Source organism: Bacillus sp. FSL R5-0659, assembly GCF_038008785.1.
Classification (GTDB): Bacteria; Bacillota; Bacilli; order Bacillales; family Bacillaceae; genus Bacillus; species Bacillus safensis.
This window is the reverse complement of sequence record NZ_JBBOZU010000001.1, coordinates 434,248-448,206: the sequence shown is the minus strand read 5'-3', so window position 1 is coordinate 448,206 and position 13,959 is coordinate 434,248. Positions and strand designations below refer to the sequence as shown.

The window sequence follows — 13,959 nt, the reverse complement described above, 5'->3', positions numbered from 1 at the left end:
CTCTAAAGAATAAAAAGCAGCTTATGCTTCTTCAGCCGCTGCTTCTTTTTGGATAAATCGTTTCGTCCGTTCATTCTTCGTTTCATCGAATAGCTCAGTTGGCGTGCCCTGCTCAATAATATGACCATCTGCCATGAAAATCACATGGTCTGCCACTTCTCTTGCAAACGCCATTTCATGTGTAACGATGATCATCGTTGTTTCTTGAATCGCAATGGATTTAATGACTTGAAGCACACCTGAGACAAGCTCTGGATCAAGCGCTGATGTTGGTTCATCCAGCAAAATCGCATGTGGATCAACCGCTAACGCGCGGGCAATCCCAATCCGCTGCTGCTGCCCGCCAGATAATGTGACTGGATAGCTGTCAGCCTTTTGCTCTAACCCTACCTGCTTCAGCAGTTTCATACCGATTTCATTCGCCTGCTGCTTTGTCATTTTTTTCGTCACAAGCAATGATTCTGTAATGTTTTGCAGTGCTGTCTTGTTTTTAAATAAATTATAGTTTTGAAACACCATGGCCGTTTGTTGACGCAGGTGATGGGCTTCTTTACGTGAATATTTAGACGCATCGAGCTTCGCATCGCCAATTTCAATCGTGCCTTCATCTGGTGTTTCTAATAAATTTAAGCAGCGCAGCAAGGTGGATTTACCGGAGCCAGAAGGTCCGATAATGGCCACAACCTGCCCTTTTTGCACGTCGAGATTGATTCCGTCTAAGACGATAAGGTCGCCGAATGATTTCTTCAAATTGGTGAGCTTGATCATGTCCACACCTCCTTAATTCCGGTAAGGTTTGCTGATTTTTCGTTCAAATAGGTCTTGCAGGAAGCTATAAATAATCGTCAGCACCCAATATACAATCCCTACGGCTAAATAGGTTTCAAAGTATTTATAGTTCGCCGATGCAATCATCTTCCCTTGTGCAAACATTTCTGCCACACCAATGGTAAAGGCAAGAGATGTTTCTTTTAAAAGACCAATAAAGGTATTCCCCGTCGCTGGAATCGCATTTCTGATGGCCTGCGGGAAAATAATTCTGACGTAAGACTGCCATCTTGTCATACCGACAGATAAGCATGCCTCCAGCTGCCCTTCATCCACTGAGTTCAGAGCCGCTCTGAAAATTTCTGCTAAGTATGCTGAGTTTTTAATACTTAATCCGATAATGACCGCTGTTAAAGCATCCATTGAGGTCATCGCAGGGAATAGCTGCGGGAGACCAAAATAAATGAGAAAGAGCTGAACCAAGGTTGGAACCGCTCTGAAGAAAGAAATATACAGCTTAGCAAATTGGTATAAAACAGGTATCCGGTTTTTTGTAATAAGAGCGAATACCACACCAATGATAATGGCAAATACCATGGAGACAATCGCCATGAAGATCGTTATCGGCAAGTATTGAAGCAGTGTCGGAAAAACCGTCACCATATACTGCCAATCAATTTTGTTCATGTCTGCTCTTCACCGCCGCTGTTGTTATTTTTTAATTGGCACTGTGACATCGTCTTTGAAATATTTCTCAGACAATTTCTTAAGTGTCCCGTCTTCTCTTAATTCTTTGATGGCTTTGTTAAATTCTTCTCTTAGTTTGTCATGCTTTTTATCTTTCGCAAATGGGTAGCCTACTTCTTCATACACAATTGGGTTGCCTACGATTTTCAGCGGCAGACCTGTTTTTTCAATTTGAGCAAGTAATACACTGCGTCCGTTGACATAAGCATCTACGCGGCCATTTGCCACTTCATTTAATACGCCGTCTTGCGTTTCATATGTTTTAATCTTAATTTTCTTATCTGGGTCTTTGCTCTCTAAGTTTTTAGCATGGTTAGAGCCAAGAACCGCCGCCACTGTTTTTCCTTTTAAATCATCAAGACCTTTGATGTCGTTGTTGTCTTTTTTCACGATGATTTGTGTTCCTGCGTAAGCGTACGTATCTGTAAAGTTAAATGTTTGTTTACGCTCGTCTGTAATGGCAACTTGGTTTGACACCGTATCGAGCTTACCAGATGTCAGCTGCCCCATTAGTCCGCTGAATTCGCTCAGCTGCCAGTCTAGTTTGTAGCCAAGCTTTTTCGCAATGGCTTCTGTTACTTCAACATCGAATCCGACAAGCTTGCCATTGTCTTTATAAGCAAATGGATAGCTTTGTCCAGTAGCGCCTACTTTTAATACTTTTTCGTCTTTGCCTTCACTTTGATTGTTACCACCGCAAGCTGCTAAAACTGCCAGCATTGCTGCAAAAAGAACGACTAGCCACTTTTTGTTTTTCATGTTCGAAAACCCTTCTTTCGTCTTATGGTTGTGTGATATCTGATCTTAATTGTTTTTTAAAATAAATCGTGATATGACCTTTACCTAAATCCTTTTCTCCTGCTCTGACATAGCCTTTGCGCTCATACATTTCTACGAGCCACGGGTGCTTATCAGCTGTACCGAGTGACACGTACGGTACCTTTAGTGTATCCCTTAGTACTTCGGTTTCAACCCATTCCAGCAAGGCAGAGCCTGTCCCTTTTTTGGCGGCTGGTTCTGAGGCAAACCACCAGATGTGAGGGACGCCGAACGGTCCTGGCTGCTCTCCCCAAGGCATTCGGAGTGATAAGGTGGATAGAAGCTCTCCGTTTTCTTCCATCACATAGCAAAGATTCTTTTGTACATTATTCTGAACGAGAGCGAAATCGGCATGTGCTGCTTGGAACTGGATGCCGAGCTCACGAATTGGCTCATAGGCTCTTGTTGTTAGTTCAAGCAGCGCCTCTATATCTGCCTCTGTTGCCAGACGAAACGTGTATCCCAACGTTAGTCACCTCACCTTATGTCGTGTAGCGATTTTTTGGCTCTGTTAGTCCGAGATTTTCTCGTAAGGTTTGTCCTGTGTAATCGGTTTTGAATAAGCCTCGTTCCTGAAGGATTGGGACGACGCGGTCTACAAACACATCCAGCCCTTCTGGCAAGAGCGGCGGCATGACATTAAAGCCGTCTGCTGCTTCTTCATTCAGCCATGTTTCCATCACGTCTGCCAGCTGCTCCGGCGTTCCAATGAAAATATTATGACCGCGTGAGCCGGCAACTGATTGATAGAGCTGGCGAATGGTCAGGTTATCCTTTCTCGCCATATTCATCACGAGATCAAAACGGCTTTTCACAGCATTTGACGTGCTCGGATCAATCTCTGGAAGCGGTCCGTCTAACGGATACTGAGACAGATCAATCCCGCCTAAGTAATTTTGCAGAATGCTCAGTCCAATCTCAGGAACAATCAGCTCCTGTAATTCTTCATATTTTGCTCGGGCTTCTTCCTCTGTCTCAGCAATGATCGGGAAGATACCCGGCATGATGCTGACGTCCTCTCTAGCACGGCCAGCAGCCTCTACTTTCCCCTTCAAGCTTTGATAAAATCCCTTCGCTTTTTCGAGATCGTTTTGTGCAGTGAAAATGAGCTCTGCTGTTTTTGCTGCAAGCTTTTGACCATCTTCGGAAGATCCTGCTTGAATGATCACGGGCTGCCCTTGCGGCGTGCGTGATACGTTGAGAGGCCCCCTGACTGAGAAGAACTCACCTTTATGCTGGAGCTCATGAAGCTTACTAGATTCGAAGAATTCTCCTGTTTCCTTGTTTCTGACAAGGGCGTCTTCCTCCCAAGAATCCCAGAGACCTTTGACGACTTCGACGAACTCTTCTGCCCGTTCATAACGTTTATGGTGTGCTAAATGCTCTTCTCCGCTAAAATTTTTCGCTGTTTCTTCAATAGAAGATGTGACCACATTCCATGCCGCTCTTCCGCCTGATAAATGATCAAGGGAGGCAAACTGTCTTGCAATATGGAAAGGCTCACTGTATGTAGTGGATGCTGTTGCTGCTAAACCAATCGTTGAAGTAGACTCAGCAATCGATGAAAGCAGCGTGAGCGGTTCAAATCTCGTTAATACGTTCGGATGAGAGGTTTGATTAATGGATAAACTGTCAGCTAAAAAGAGCAAATCCAGCTTTCCTTCCTCTGCCTTTTTCGCTAATTGTTTAAAATAATCTAGGTTCATGGCTGCGTCTGGTACTGCATTCGGATGTCTCCAAGAGGCAACGTGATGTCCAGTTCCTGCGATGAATACGCCTAGCTTGAGCTTCCTTTTCGGCTGTGACACTTGTTCTTCATCCTTTCTATATCCTACATGTATCAAACTGAAGTCCTTAGAAGATACATTTTTCTGATTGAATTAATCGGTTTTATTAATAAAAAAAGGGCAAATGTTGCGAAAAATGAAAAATAATTATTACTATATGCCCTTTTTACAGGATTGTCAACCGCCTTCTGAACCTCCAAAATAAGGGATTTCAAACGCTTATGATGGCGTATCAATCTCAATATTTCCGATGAGCCGGTCTGTGGTATGTGTCAACAATTGACTGCGCTCCAGCATGTTGTGAGCGATGACAGAATGAGTGGAATTTGCGGTGCGGACGGCAATCGCTTTTTGAGGAGATAGATTGATGATGTTATTGCGCAGCACACGAGCTGAGGAAGCCTGGTCAATAAAGATCGCTGTCGGCTGTCCGATCGATCGATTTAAATAGAAACGGTTATCTCCAATTTGTGGTGAACCATTTTTAATATACATCACCACATATAAGGATGTTTCTTCAAAGGAATTGTCTTTAATTTCTAATGCCCCTGTCGTGCTGCTGTATACAGCGTAGTTTTGATAGTTTTTAAAGCGATTCTGCCAGATGAAAGCCTTTGCATTTTCGGTGACACTGATCGTATAGGAAGAATCTAGCTCCGGGTGTCCTTCTTGAATAAAGTGGTTGCCGTTGATCCCTGTTTCCCCTTCCTGCACCCAGATTCCTCTGCTGAATTCTTTGAATTGATTGTGCTGGATCAGGATATTCGTTCCTCTCACCACGGCCGCATCGATAACAGAATAGACCGTATTGTTTGAAAAGACGACACTATCCGATTGATAGATACGCAGGGAGGCGCTCCTTTTTCCGGTATTCGTTCCTGATTCAATATGGTTTCCTTCTATTAGAATACGATTCGCCATATAAACGGACACAGCCGCATCTTCAAAAAGACTAATCTTATTACCTGTAATGTGAACACTGTCTCCCCTCACATCAATCCCTTTTTCAAACCCCTCAATCATATTGCCAATAATAATCACATTGTTTTCGGTTTGGCCAAGTGAGACGCCTAAGCTCGTAATCCCTGCTTTTGTAACACCTCCTCCCACTGCACGAATCATATTGTTGGCAATGATCGTTTCGGTGGAGAAGCCATAGGAGATACTGCTATCTGTATGATTGCCTTCAATGATCACACCATAACCGTTAAAGTTATAGATTGAGCTCGCAGCCCCTCCTCTGACGATGTTGTTTCGAATCTGAATATTCAGCGGTTCTTCCATATTAACGGCATTTTCTCCATAGCCTTCAATATCAATGCCCATTCTTGGCTCGACCCCATTTACTCCTGCTCTTTCCAAGAGACAGTCCTCCACAATGACCCCATCACAGCCTGTAATCGAAATGTTGTTGCGCCTCGAATCTGTGATGGTGCAGCCGGAAATATCAATAGATGCAGCAGGCGAGTACGGTTCACCCTCTGTCAATAAACCATGGGGACTGACAATAATGCCGTCTCCCGTACAATTTTTGATTTGGACATGATTCACCTCGACATGGGAGGCACCTTCAATGCACACCCCAAAGCCCCATTCATGGGTTTTTCGTTCAGAGGGGAGCGGCTTGTATACATGCTCATGACGATCCCCTTCAATACGTCCGCCTCGGATGGTCACATTCTGAACCTTTCCTATATAAAAGGCTGCATACCCCCATGAATCATTTGGTTTTACCTTTATCACAGCGTCTGGCGCCATCTCAATGCATATATGACTTGGCACCCGTATACCTGCACCTCGGAAAGGAAAAAATGAATCACCTCTGTACACCGCATCGATTAAATATGTGCCGCTCGGCAGCCAGACATGGGAATACCCTTGTGCTTTTGTCCATTCTAAACATTCATTGAGCTTGGCTGTGCAATCCGTTTTCCCGTCAGCAATCACGCCAAAATCTAGTACATTGACAACAGGTTTTTTTAGATCAGCTTCATTCAATTCCCCCAACCTAAATCACTCCTTTTCACACATGTTCTCTCGTCATCCTATGCATGTGGTAAAGGTTTGCTTGTACATTGCTTCAAATTTTAAATAAATTCTTCCGAAATAACTTTCCGATAATTTTTACTTCAATGAATTTTTCAATTTTTTGAGTCTTTAAGCCTATTGAACTAACATTTTCCTGTTTTAGAATAGTTTTATATTGACACAAGAACTATACAAGAATATCATTTTTCTCATATCTCTTTTTTTAAGAAAGGATCTATGCCATGTCTACAATTGACCACGATAAAATTGTTAAAAGTGTTCCTCAAAAAGGGTTTTTTGGACATCCTAAAGGACTTTACACACTGTTTTTCACTGAATTTTGGGAGCGTTTCTCCTATTATGGCATGCGTGCACTGCTTATTTATTATATGTACACAGAGGTGACAAAAGGCGGTCTAGGCTTTGACCAGACGACAGCCAATTCGATCATGTCTGTCTACGGTGCGCTTGTCTATATGTCAGGAGTTATTGGCGGATGGCTCGCCGACCGGGTATTTGGTTCGTCCAGTACGGTGTTTTATGGCGGAGTTTTCATTATGCTTGGCCACGTGATTTTGGCTTTGCCAAGCGGAGCAACAGCGCTCTTTATTAGTATGGGACTGATTATTATTGGGACAGGTCTTCTCAAGCCAAACGTTTCAAACATTGTTGGCGACCTGTATACAAAAACAGACCCACGCAGGGACTCTGGATTTAGTATTTTCTACATGGGGATCAACATGGGTGGCTTTATCTCCCCATTAATTGTCGGAACACTCGGTCAAAAAGTGAATTTCCACCTCGGGTTCTCACTCGCTGCCGTTGGGATGCTTGTTGGACTCATTACATTTGTGGTCACAAAAAAACCGAATCTTGGTCTTGCCGGCACTTATGTGACAAATCCATTATCAGCTGCCGAACGTAAGAACTTCAAAATTTACGGATCATTGGTTGTGATTTTGCTCGCAGTTTTTGCTGTCATTGGCATTCAAACAGGCGCGCTCACAATTAATCTATTCACTTGGTTTGTCAGTGCCCTTGGTGTACTCATTCCGATTGTTTATTTCATTGTCATGTATTTCAGTAAAAAGACGAGTGCAGTGGAGCAATCCAGGGTTCTCGCTTATATTCCATTGTTCCTTGCTGCCGTGATGTTCTGGGCGATTCAAGAACAAGGCTCAAACATTTTAGCGACATATGCAGATCAACGAACAAACTTGAATTTTCTTGGGATGACACTAGCGTCTTCATGGTTCCAATCATTGAACCCAATCTTTATTGTGCTGCTGTCTCCAGTGTTTGCTTGGTTATGGGTCAGACTTGGGAAGAAACAGCCGTCTACCCCGATTAAATTCTCACTCGGCCTTCTGTTTGCGGGGTTATCCTTCATCATCATGATCATTCCTGCATACATGTCTGGTCCGAACACACTTGTGAGCCCATTATGGCTCGTTCTGAGCTTCTTCCTCGTCGTGATCGGAGAGCTCTGCTTATCACCAGTTGGACTGTCAGCGACAACAAAGCTGGCACCTGCTGCCTTCTCAGCACAAACGATGAGCCTTTGGTTCCTTTCAAATGCGATGGCACAGGCGATCAATGCGCAAGTAGTCAAACTGTTTGATAAAGTGCCAGAAACCGTCTATTTCGGTATCATCGGACTGCTGGCCATCGTTTTATGCGTTGTAATGCTATTACTGACACCAGTGATTAAGAAAGCGATGAAAGGCGTTCATTAATAAAAAACTGGACATGAGTACATCATGTCCAGTTTTTCACTTTATTGATGATCAGTCTTCATATAGAAATTTTATATCTGACTGCATGATTCATTCGTTTTCATTGGTACTGTCTCATTTATTTCAATGTTAAAATAATTCACGGCATTGTGATAACAAATATCTTTGACTATTTTCCCTATAAATTCGTAATCCCTTGGAAGCTCTCCATTTTCTATCCAAGTCCCAAATAAATTGCATAAAATTCTTCTGAAATATTCATGACGAGGGAACGATAAAAAGCTTCTGGAGTCTGTAAGCATACCTACGAAAGTGCTAAGCAAACCTATATTAGATAATGTTTTCATTTGATCTAGCATGCCGTCTTTTTGATCATTAAACCACCACCCGGATCCAAATTGAATTTTTGCTCTGGCATCAGAAGATTGAAAATTCCCTATAGTAGAGGCCACAATCGCATTATGAACGGGATTTAAATTATAGATAATGGTTTTAGGTAAAAGGTTATCTTTGTCTAATTCATTCAAAAAACCATTTAAATGTCTTGCTAGGTGGAAGTCAGACATAGAGTCGTACCCACTATCTTTTCCCGTTAACTTGAACATTCGTGTGTTATTATTCCTTAAAGCACCTATGTGTAATTGCATGGTCCAATGAAGAGAATGATATTTTTTACTCAGGTGAAGAAGAGTGTTTGTTTTAAATTTATTGATATCCTCTTGGGATAGTGTTTTTCCTTGCAGCGCACGCACAAATATAGAAGACACTTCTTGTTCAGTAGCTGGTGAAAATGGAAATATTTCAAAACCATGATCAGACATTCTGCATCCATTCGCGTGAAAATAATCAATTCGTGAATGTAATGAAGCAATAAAGTTTTCATATGTTAAAACAACGCCGTTGATTGACTCACCTAATTTTTCTATATAATTCACAAAATTTGATTGTTCAATATTCAAAGCTTGATCCGGTCTAAATGTAGGTAGGACCCTAGTAGTAATTCCTACATCTTTACGTATGATTTGATGAATTTCTAAAGTATCGATTGGATCATCAGTCGTACATACCACTTTTACATTAAATTTTTCTAAAATTCCATTTGTGGACATGTTCCTTTCATTTAATCTCTCATTACAGATATCCCAAACTTTATGTGCATTTTTTTCTGAGAACAACTCATTTATATTGAAATAACGACTTAATTCTAAATGTGACCAATGATAAAGAGGGTTTCCTATTGTATATGGAACCGTTTGGGCCCAAGCTAAGAATTTTTCCTTGTCACTTGCATTCCCCGTGATCAATCTTTCTTCTACGCCAAACCACCGCATAGCCCTCCATTTATAGTGGTCTCCATTCAGCCAAATATCAGTCATATTTTCATATTTTTTGTTAGCAGCAATATCATCAGCCATTAAATGCGTATGAAAGTCATAGATTGGCATATTTTTCGCGTAATCATGATAAAGAACTTTTGAACTTTCGTGATTAAGCATCATATCTTCGCTTAGGAATGTAGACAATATAGTCACCTCTATACTTATGTTTAGAAAATCAATTAAATGAAATAAGGTGTTATTAACAAAAATAACACCTCACTTTTTTAGATCTTACTTAATTCAATCTCCGTATTTACATAGATTGCGTCTCGTTGTGCAATTAAGCATAGTTCTGCGGCTTTAAAAGTATGTTCTTGAGTCATAGCATTTTCAGTATCGTTTAAACAATCTAAAATAAGTTCACCAAAGTAAGGGAATCCTACTTCTCCATTTAAAGAAAAATGTTGCTCTGTCTGTTGATTTACTAAGTATAAATGGTCTCCTGTTTTATCCCTTGCTATGTCTACGTATTTGCGAATTTCAATATACCCATCTGTTCCAAGAATGAATGTACGCCCATCCCCCCAAGTGCTAAGGCCATCAGGAGTCAGCCAGTCTACTCTAAAATAGTTTGTAGCCCCATTATCCGCAATTAAAGTAGCATCGCCGAAGTCTTCCAATTCTGGATATTGGTGATGTTTGTAATTGCCCACTTTACTATGTACAACTTTTGCATCTTTTGCGCCAGAATAGTAAAGGAATTGTTCAATTTGGTGACTACCAATATCACATAGAATACCTCCATAATACTCCTTTTCAAAAAACCAGCTTGGTCTGCTTTCTACATTACTACGATGTGGGCCAGTCCCAAGAACTTGTACCACTTTTCCAATGGCTCCTTGTTCAATCAATTGACCAGCAAATACGGCACTCTCCACGTGCAAACGTTCACTATAATAAACAGCCCATTTAAGCCCCGTTTCAGCTGTTTTTTTACGAGCAAGCTCCAATTGTTCTAACGTTGTAAAAGGTGATTTATCCGTAAAGTAATGCTTACCATGATCTAAAACACGCAGCCCTAAATCACAGCGTTTAGATGTAATGGCTGCGCCTGCCACGAGCCTTACATCAGGATCTTCGAGAACTTCTTTCTCACTTTTGGCTGCCTGTACCTCCGGATATGCTTTACAAAATTCTTGTACTTTTTTCTGATCATGATCATACACCCATTTTAATGTAGCCCCAGCCTCAGTTAATCCATTGCACATTGCATAGATGTGTCCATGATCAAGACCTATAGCTGCTATTACGAATTGTCCTTCTGTAACAACAGGGGCACTTTTTCCCTTAGGAGCATAATTCATTCCATCACTTTTCTGCATGATTGTTCCTCCTCTAGCTAGCTTCCAGTTTATTTTTAATAATTTAATAACGTTAGACTCATAGTTTCTCGTAATTTCCTCCAACGGTTATCGTATCGTCTGAAAAATTTTCTACACTGCTTTGTTTTTCATAAAAATGCTTAACGTTCGCAAGCATTCCTTCACGTGTATAAAAAGGATCGTCTGCTGAAAGAGGAAGCTTCACATGAACACCTTGGTTTGCAGATTTATAGATGGCTGTAATAAGTTCTAGTGTATTTCTTCCTTCTGTTCCATCAATTAAAAGCTTCTGGTTACCCTTGATAGCCATTAAAAAATTATTTATTTGTCCTTTATGCCCTTCAAATAGTAATTCCGGATATTGATTAAAAGCTTCCTGAATACGATTTTCTAAATCCTCATCATTTTTCTCTTGAGGAAACCCATTTTCTTTAGCTATTTGAGCATTTACTTTCCATGGGACAGATACTCTAGCTTTTTCACCTTGAAAAATCAATTGTTGTTCTTCTCCATGATGAACAACAGAACTGGTTACTTGAGCTAAGCTGCCATTTCCATAGCGAAGTACAGCAATCGAAAGGTCTTCAACCTCTGCATTATCATGCAAGGTATTACTAGTTGCTGCAAAAATGTCAGTCGGCAATCCTAACATCCATTGCAACATATCAATATGATGGACAGCATGATTAAGTGTACAACCTCCACCTTCTTTTTCCCATGTACCGCGCCACCATAAATCATAGTAACTATGACCACGCCACCAAAAAGAATCAACTTGAGTATGAGCGATTTTTCCAATGAGGTTTTGATCAAGGACATGTTTTAATCTCATAATGGGCGTCATAAACCTGTTTTGAGCAACAACGGATAAAAGCTTTTGGCTTTCAATAGATGCTTTTATCATTTCGTCACATTCTTTTAGAGAAGAAGCCATAGGTTTTTCTACTAAGACATGTTTGCCTGCTTTAAGAAAATCGATGGCAATGGTTGCGTGCATATAAGGAGGTGTACAAATGGAAACGGCATCAATCGTAGGATCATTCAATAACTCTTGGTAGTTAGCGACAACTCGTGCTTCTAGGTTATATTTTGTTGCTGCAGACATTGCTTTTTCAGGATAAATATCAGCTAAAGCTACAATTTTACTGATTTCAGGCATTGCAAGATAAGCCTCGATATGGGCAGTTGCAATAGATCCAGTTCCTATAATTGCGATGTTGGTCATATCAATCTTTCCCTTCTGCAAGAAGATAAATTTTCACTTCTAATAATGAGATAGCGCTTTCAAAAAACTGAATGATTCACCTAACTGATAGATCAGAGTACCGTTCGTTCTATTAATATTCTAGTTATACTAGTATGGTAGCTCAAAAACATTATAACTCAATCTTTTTGAATTTTGTATAGTTTTTTGAATTTTCTTTTTAATATCCCTCACTTTTATGATTGATCATGGCTTACATAGTTAGAATCATCAAGAGTTATAAATGCTCACAGGGTAATATTCAGAAAAATTAAATTAGTGTCTACCATTCTAATGCACTTGTATGGTAGTATGTTAGAGAAAGGAGATTAGAATAATGAATATTGATTTTAAAAACCAAAACCTCTCTACGAGGGAACAAGTTTACAATATGCTAAAAGATCAAATATTAAGCCTGAAGCTTCCACCTGGGACAAATATTTCTGAAAAAGAAATATCCATTCAATTTAATGTTAGTCGAACTCCTGTAAGAGAAAGCTTTTTAAAATTATCTCAAGAAGGATTATTAAGTATCTACCCTCAACGAGGTACATTTGTTTCTTTAATTGATTTGAACCTTGTGGAGGAAGCACGGTTTATGCGAGAACATCTCGAGAAGGCAGTGATTAGACTAGCCTGTCAGGAACCTTCTGAAGAGTTGATTAATGATTTAGATATGAATTTAAGTATGCAAAAAATTTGCGTTAAGAAAAAAGATTATAAAAAAATGTTTGAATTAGATGAGGAGTTTCATAGAACTATTTTCAAACGGTGTAAAAAAGAAAAAACATGGTTAGTTATTCAACAGATGAATGTACACTTTAATAGGAGTCGCATGTTAAGGCTAGTAACAGATTATAATTGGGATAATATTCTTTCTCAACATGTAAATATCTTCAAAGCAATACAAGATCAAGATGCTGATAAAGCTGAAACAATCATGGAAGAGCATTTGAAAATTGCACTTGTTGATAAAGAATTATTGAAGAAAGAATATCCAAATTATTTTAAATAAAAATAGGTTGTTACTTATATTTTAGGGGTGATGGTAGATGAGGATGACATTTAGATGGTTTGGCGAAGGAAACGACACAATCACACTGGAACAAATAAAGCAGATTCCAGGAGTGGAAGGAATTGTTTGGGCACTGCATGATGTGCCCGCAGGAGAAGAGTGGCCATTAGAAAGAATTGTAGAAATGAAAAAATTAGCTGATAAACATAACCTTCATATTGAAGTGGTTGAAAGCGTGAATGTTCATGAAGACATTAAGCTCGGACTTCCAACTAGAGATCGATACATAGAAAATTATAAGAAAACAATTCAGAAGCTAGCAAAGGTCGGTGTTAAAGTCATATGTTATAACTTTATGCCTGTATTTGATTGGATCCGTACAGACTTAAATAAAACACTTCCTGATGGCTCTACAGCTCTATTTTATGAACATAGTCGAATTAAAGATATTGATCCGAAAGACTTAGTAAATAAAATTAGTGAGAACTCCAGTTTAACCATGCCAGGCTGGGAACCAGAGCGGTTAAATCACCTCCACCACCTTTTTGAAGCCTACAGAAATGTAACAGACGATGATTTATGGGACAACTTGAAATATTTTTTAGATCAGGTTATTCCAATTGCAGAACTTCATGATATTAAAATGGCTATTCATCCTGACGATCCACCTTGGCCTGTCTTTGGGCTACCGCGAATAGTAACTAACCAAAATAACATCAGAAAAATTTTACAACTAAATAATAGCCCACATCATTGTATAACGCTCTGTACAGGATCTTTAGGAGCAAACTTAGAAAATGATTTAGTTTCTATGATTCACGAATTTATTGATAGAATCCCATTTACTCATATAAGAAATGTACGTGTATATGATAACGGGGACTTTGTTGAAACATCGCATCGATCAAAAGATGGATCAGTAGATGTTTCAGCTATCATACACGCTTATTATGAAAGCGGATTCAAAGGTTATTGTAGACCCGATCACGGAAGACACATTTGGGATGAACAATGCAGGCCTGGATATGGTCTTTATGATAGAGCACTTGGAATTATGTATTTGTGGGGAGCTTGGGATGCTTTACAAAATAAACATTCTGTATGAAAAGAAGCAA

12 protein-coding genes are annotated in these 13,959 nt (G+C 39.9%); 3 read left to right on the top strand and 9 right to left on the bottom strand.

The window, feature by feature from the left end; genetic code table 11:
* Window positions 1–21 precede the first annotated feature (21 nt).
* The 6 genes from NSQ72_RS02135 to NSQ72_RS02110 form a co-directional block, all read right to left on the bottom strand.
* Complete coding sequence (locus tag NSQ72_RS02135) at window positions 22–768, bottom strand: amino acid ABC transporter ATP-binding protein (RefSeq protein WP_341083190.1); 747 nt, start codon at window positions 766–768, stop codon at window positions 22–24.
* 12 nt (window positions 769–780) lie between these two features.
* The gene (locus tag NSQ72_RS02130; protein WP_041089072.1) at window positions 781–1,455 is read right to left on the bottom strand and encodes an amino acid ABC transporter permease; all 675 of its coding nucleotides are present in this window, start codon (window positions 1,453–1,455) and stop codon (window positions 781–783) included.
* Window positions 1,456–1,479: 24 nt separating this feature from the next.
* Window positions 1,480–2,274, bottom strand: a complete 795-nt coding sequence (locus NSQ72_RS02125) for an amino acid ABC transporter substrate-binding protein (protein WP_024427304.1) — start codon at window positions 2,272–2,274, stop codon at window positions 1,480–1,482.
* A gap of 22 nt (window positions 2,275–2,296) precedes the next feature.
* Window positions 2,297–2,800 carry a GNAT family N-acetyltransferase gene (locus NSQ72_RS02120; RefSeq protein WP_107164139.1) on the bottom strand — a complete coding sequence of 168 codons (504 nt, stop codon included), beginning with the start codon at window positions 2,798–2,800 and terminating at the stop codon, window positions 2,297–2,299.
* A gap of 16 nt (window positions 2,801–2,816) precedes the next feature.
* Window positions 2,817–4,142 (bottom strand): LLM class flavin-dependent oxidoreductase, encoded by a 1,326-nt coding sequence (locus tag NSQ72_RS02115; protein WP_058837321.1) that lies wholly within the window; start codon window positions 4,140–4,142, stop codon window positions 2,817–2,819.
* A 198-nt stretch (window positions 4,143–4,340) separates the two neighbouring features.
* Window positions 4,341–6,128 carry a right-handed parallel beta-helix repeat-containing protein gene (locus tag NSQ72_RS02110; protein WP_039176499.1) on the bottom strand — a complete coding sequence of 596 codons (1,788 nt, stop codon included), beginning with the start codon at window positions 6,126–6,128 and terminating at the stop codon, window positions 4,341–4,343.
* Window positions 6,129–6,391: 263 nt separating this feature from the next.
* On the opposite strand from NSQ72_RS02110, the gene NSQ72_RS02105 reads away from it, so the two are divergent.
* On the top strand, window positions 6,392–7,885 hold the full coding sequence (locus NSQ72_RS02105) for a peptide MFS transporter (protein ID WP_024425520.1): 1,494 nt from the start codon (window positions 6,392–6,394) through the stop codon (window positions 7,883–7,885).
* A gap of 71 nt (window positions 7,886–7,956) precedes the next feature.
* Here the strand turns inward: NSQ72_RS02105 and uxaC are convergent, their stop codons facing one another.
* The 3 genes from uxaC to NSQ72_RS02090 form a co-directional block, all read right to left on the bottom strand.
* Window positions 7,957–9,408, bottom strand: coding sequence for a glucuronate isomerase (gene uxaC / locus NSQ72_RS02100; protein WP_341083189.1), 1,452 nt, complete (start codon window positions 9,406–9,408; stop codon window positions 7,957–7,959).
* A gap of 80 nt (window positions 9,409–9,488) precedes the next feature.
* Complete coding sequence (locus NSQ72_RS02095; protein WP_039176497.1) at window positions 9,489–10,586, bottom strand: Gfo/Idh/MocA family protein; 1,098 nt, start codon at window positions 10,584–10,586, stop codon at window positions 9,489–9,491.
* 58 nt (window positions 10,587–10,644) lie between these two features.
* Entirely contained in the window at window positions 10,645–11,811 is a 1,167-nt protein-coding gene (locus tag NSQ72_RS02090; RefSeq protein ID WP_151284003.1) for a Gfo/Idh/MocA family protein, read from the bottom strand.
* Between the two features lie 355 nt (window positions 11,812–12,166).
* Here NSQ72_RS02090 and NSQ72_RS02085 point away from each other — a divergent pair, with 355 nt between their 5' ends.
* Both NSQ72_RS02085 and uxuA read left to right on the top strand, forming a co-directional pair.
* Entirely contained in the window at window positions 12,167–12,844 is a 678-nt protein-coding gene (locus tag NSQ72_RS02085) for a GntR family transcriptional regulator (protein WP_059374431.1), read from the top strand.
* A gap of 37 nt (window positions 12,845–12,881) precedes the next feature.
* On the top strand, window positions 12,882–13,949 hold the full coding sequence (gene uxuA, locus NSQ72_RS02080; RefSeq protein ID WP_218676955.1) for a mannonate dehydratase: 1,068 nt from the start codon (window positions 12,882–12,884) through the stop codon (window positions 13,947–13,949).
* The last annotated feature ends 10 nt before the right edge of the window (window positions 13,950–13,959 follow it).

Bases quoted from the DNA above. Each gene is read 5' to 3' on its own strand.
- NSQ72_RS02105 (WP_024425520.1), top strand. From the start codon at position 6,392: ATGTCTACAATTGACCACGATAAAATTGTTAAAAGTGTTCCTCAAAAA.
- NSQ72_RS02130 (WP_041089072.1), bottom strand. From the start codon at position 1,455: ATGAACAAAATTGATTGGCAGTATATGGTGACGGTTTTTCCGACACTG.
- NSQ72_RS02095 (WP_039176497.1), bottom strand. From the start codon at position 10,586: ATGCAGAAAAGTGATGGAATGAATTATGCTCCTAAGGGAAAAAGTGCC.
- NSQ72_RS02085 (WP_059374431.1), top strand. From the start codon at position 12,167: ATGAATATTGATTTTAAAAACCAAAACCTCTCTACGAGGGAACAAGTT.
- NSQ72_RS02090 (WP_151284003.1), bottom strand. From the start codon at position 11,811: ATGACCAACATCGCAATTATAGGAACTGGATCTATTGCAACTGCCCAT.
- NSQ72_RS02125 (WP_024427304.1), bottom strand. From the start codon at position 2,274: ATGAAAAACAAAAAGTGGCTAGTCGTTCTTTTTGCAGCAATGCTGGCA.
- NSQ72_RS02135 (WP_341083190.1), bottom strand. From the start codon at position 768: ATGATCAAGCTCACCAATTTGAAGAAATCATTCGGCGACCTTATCGTC.
- uxuA (WP_218676955.1), top strand. From the start codon at position 12,882: ATGAGGATGACATTTAGATGGTTTGGCGAAGGAAACGACACAATCACA.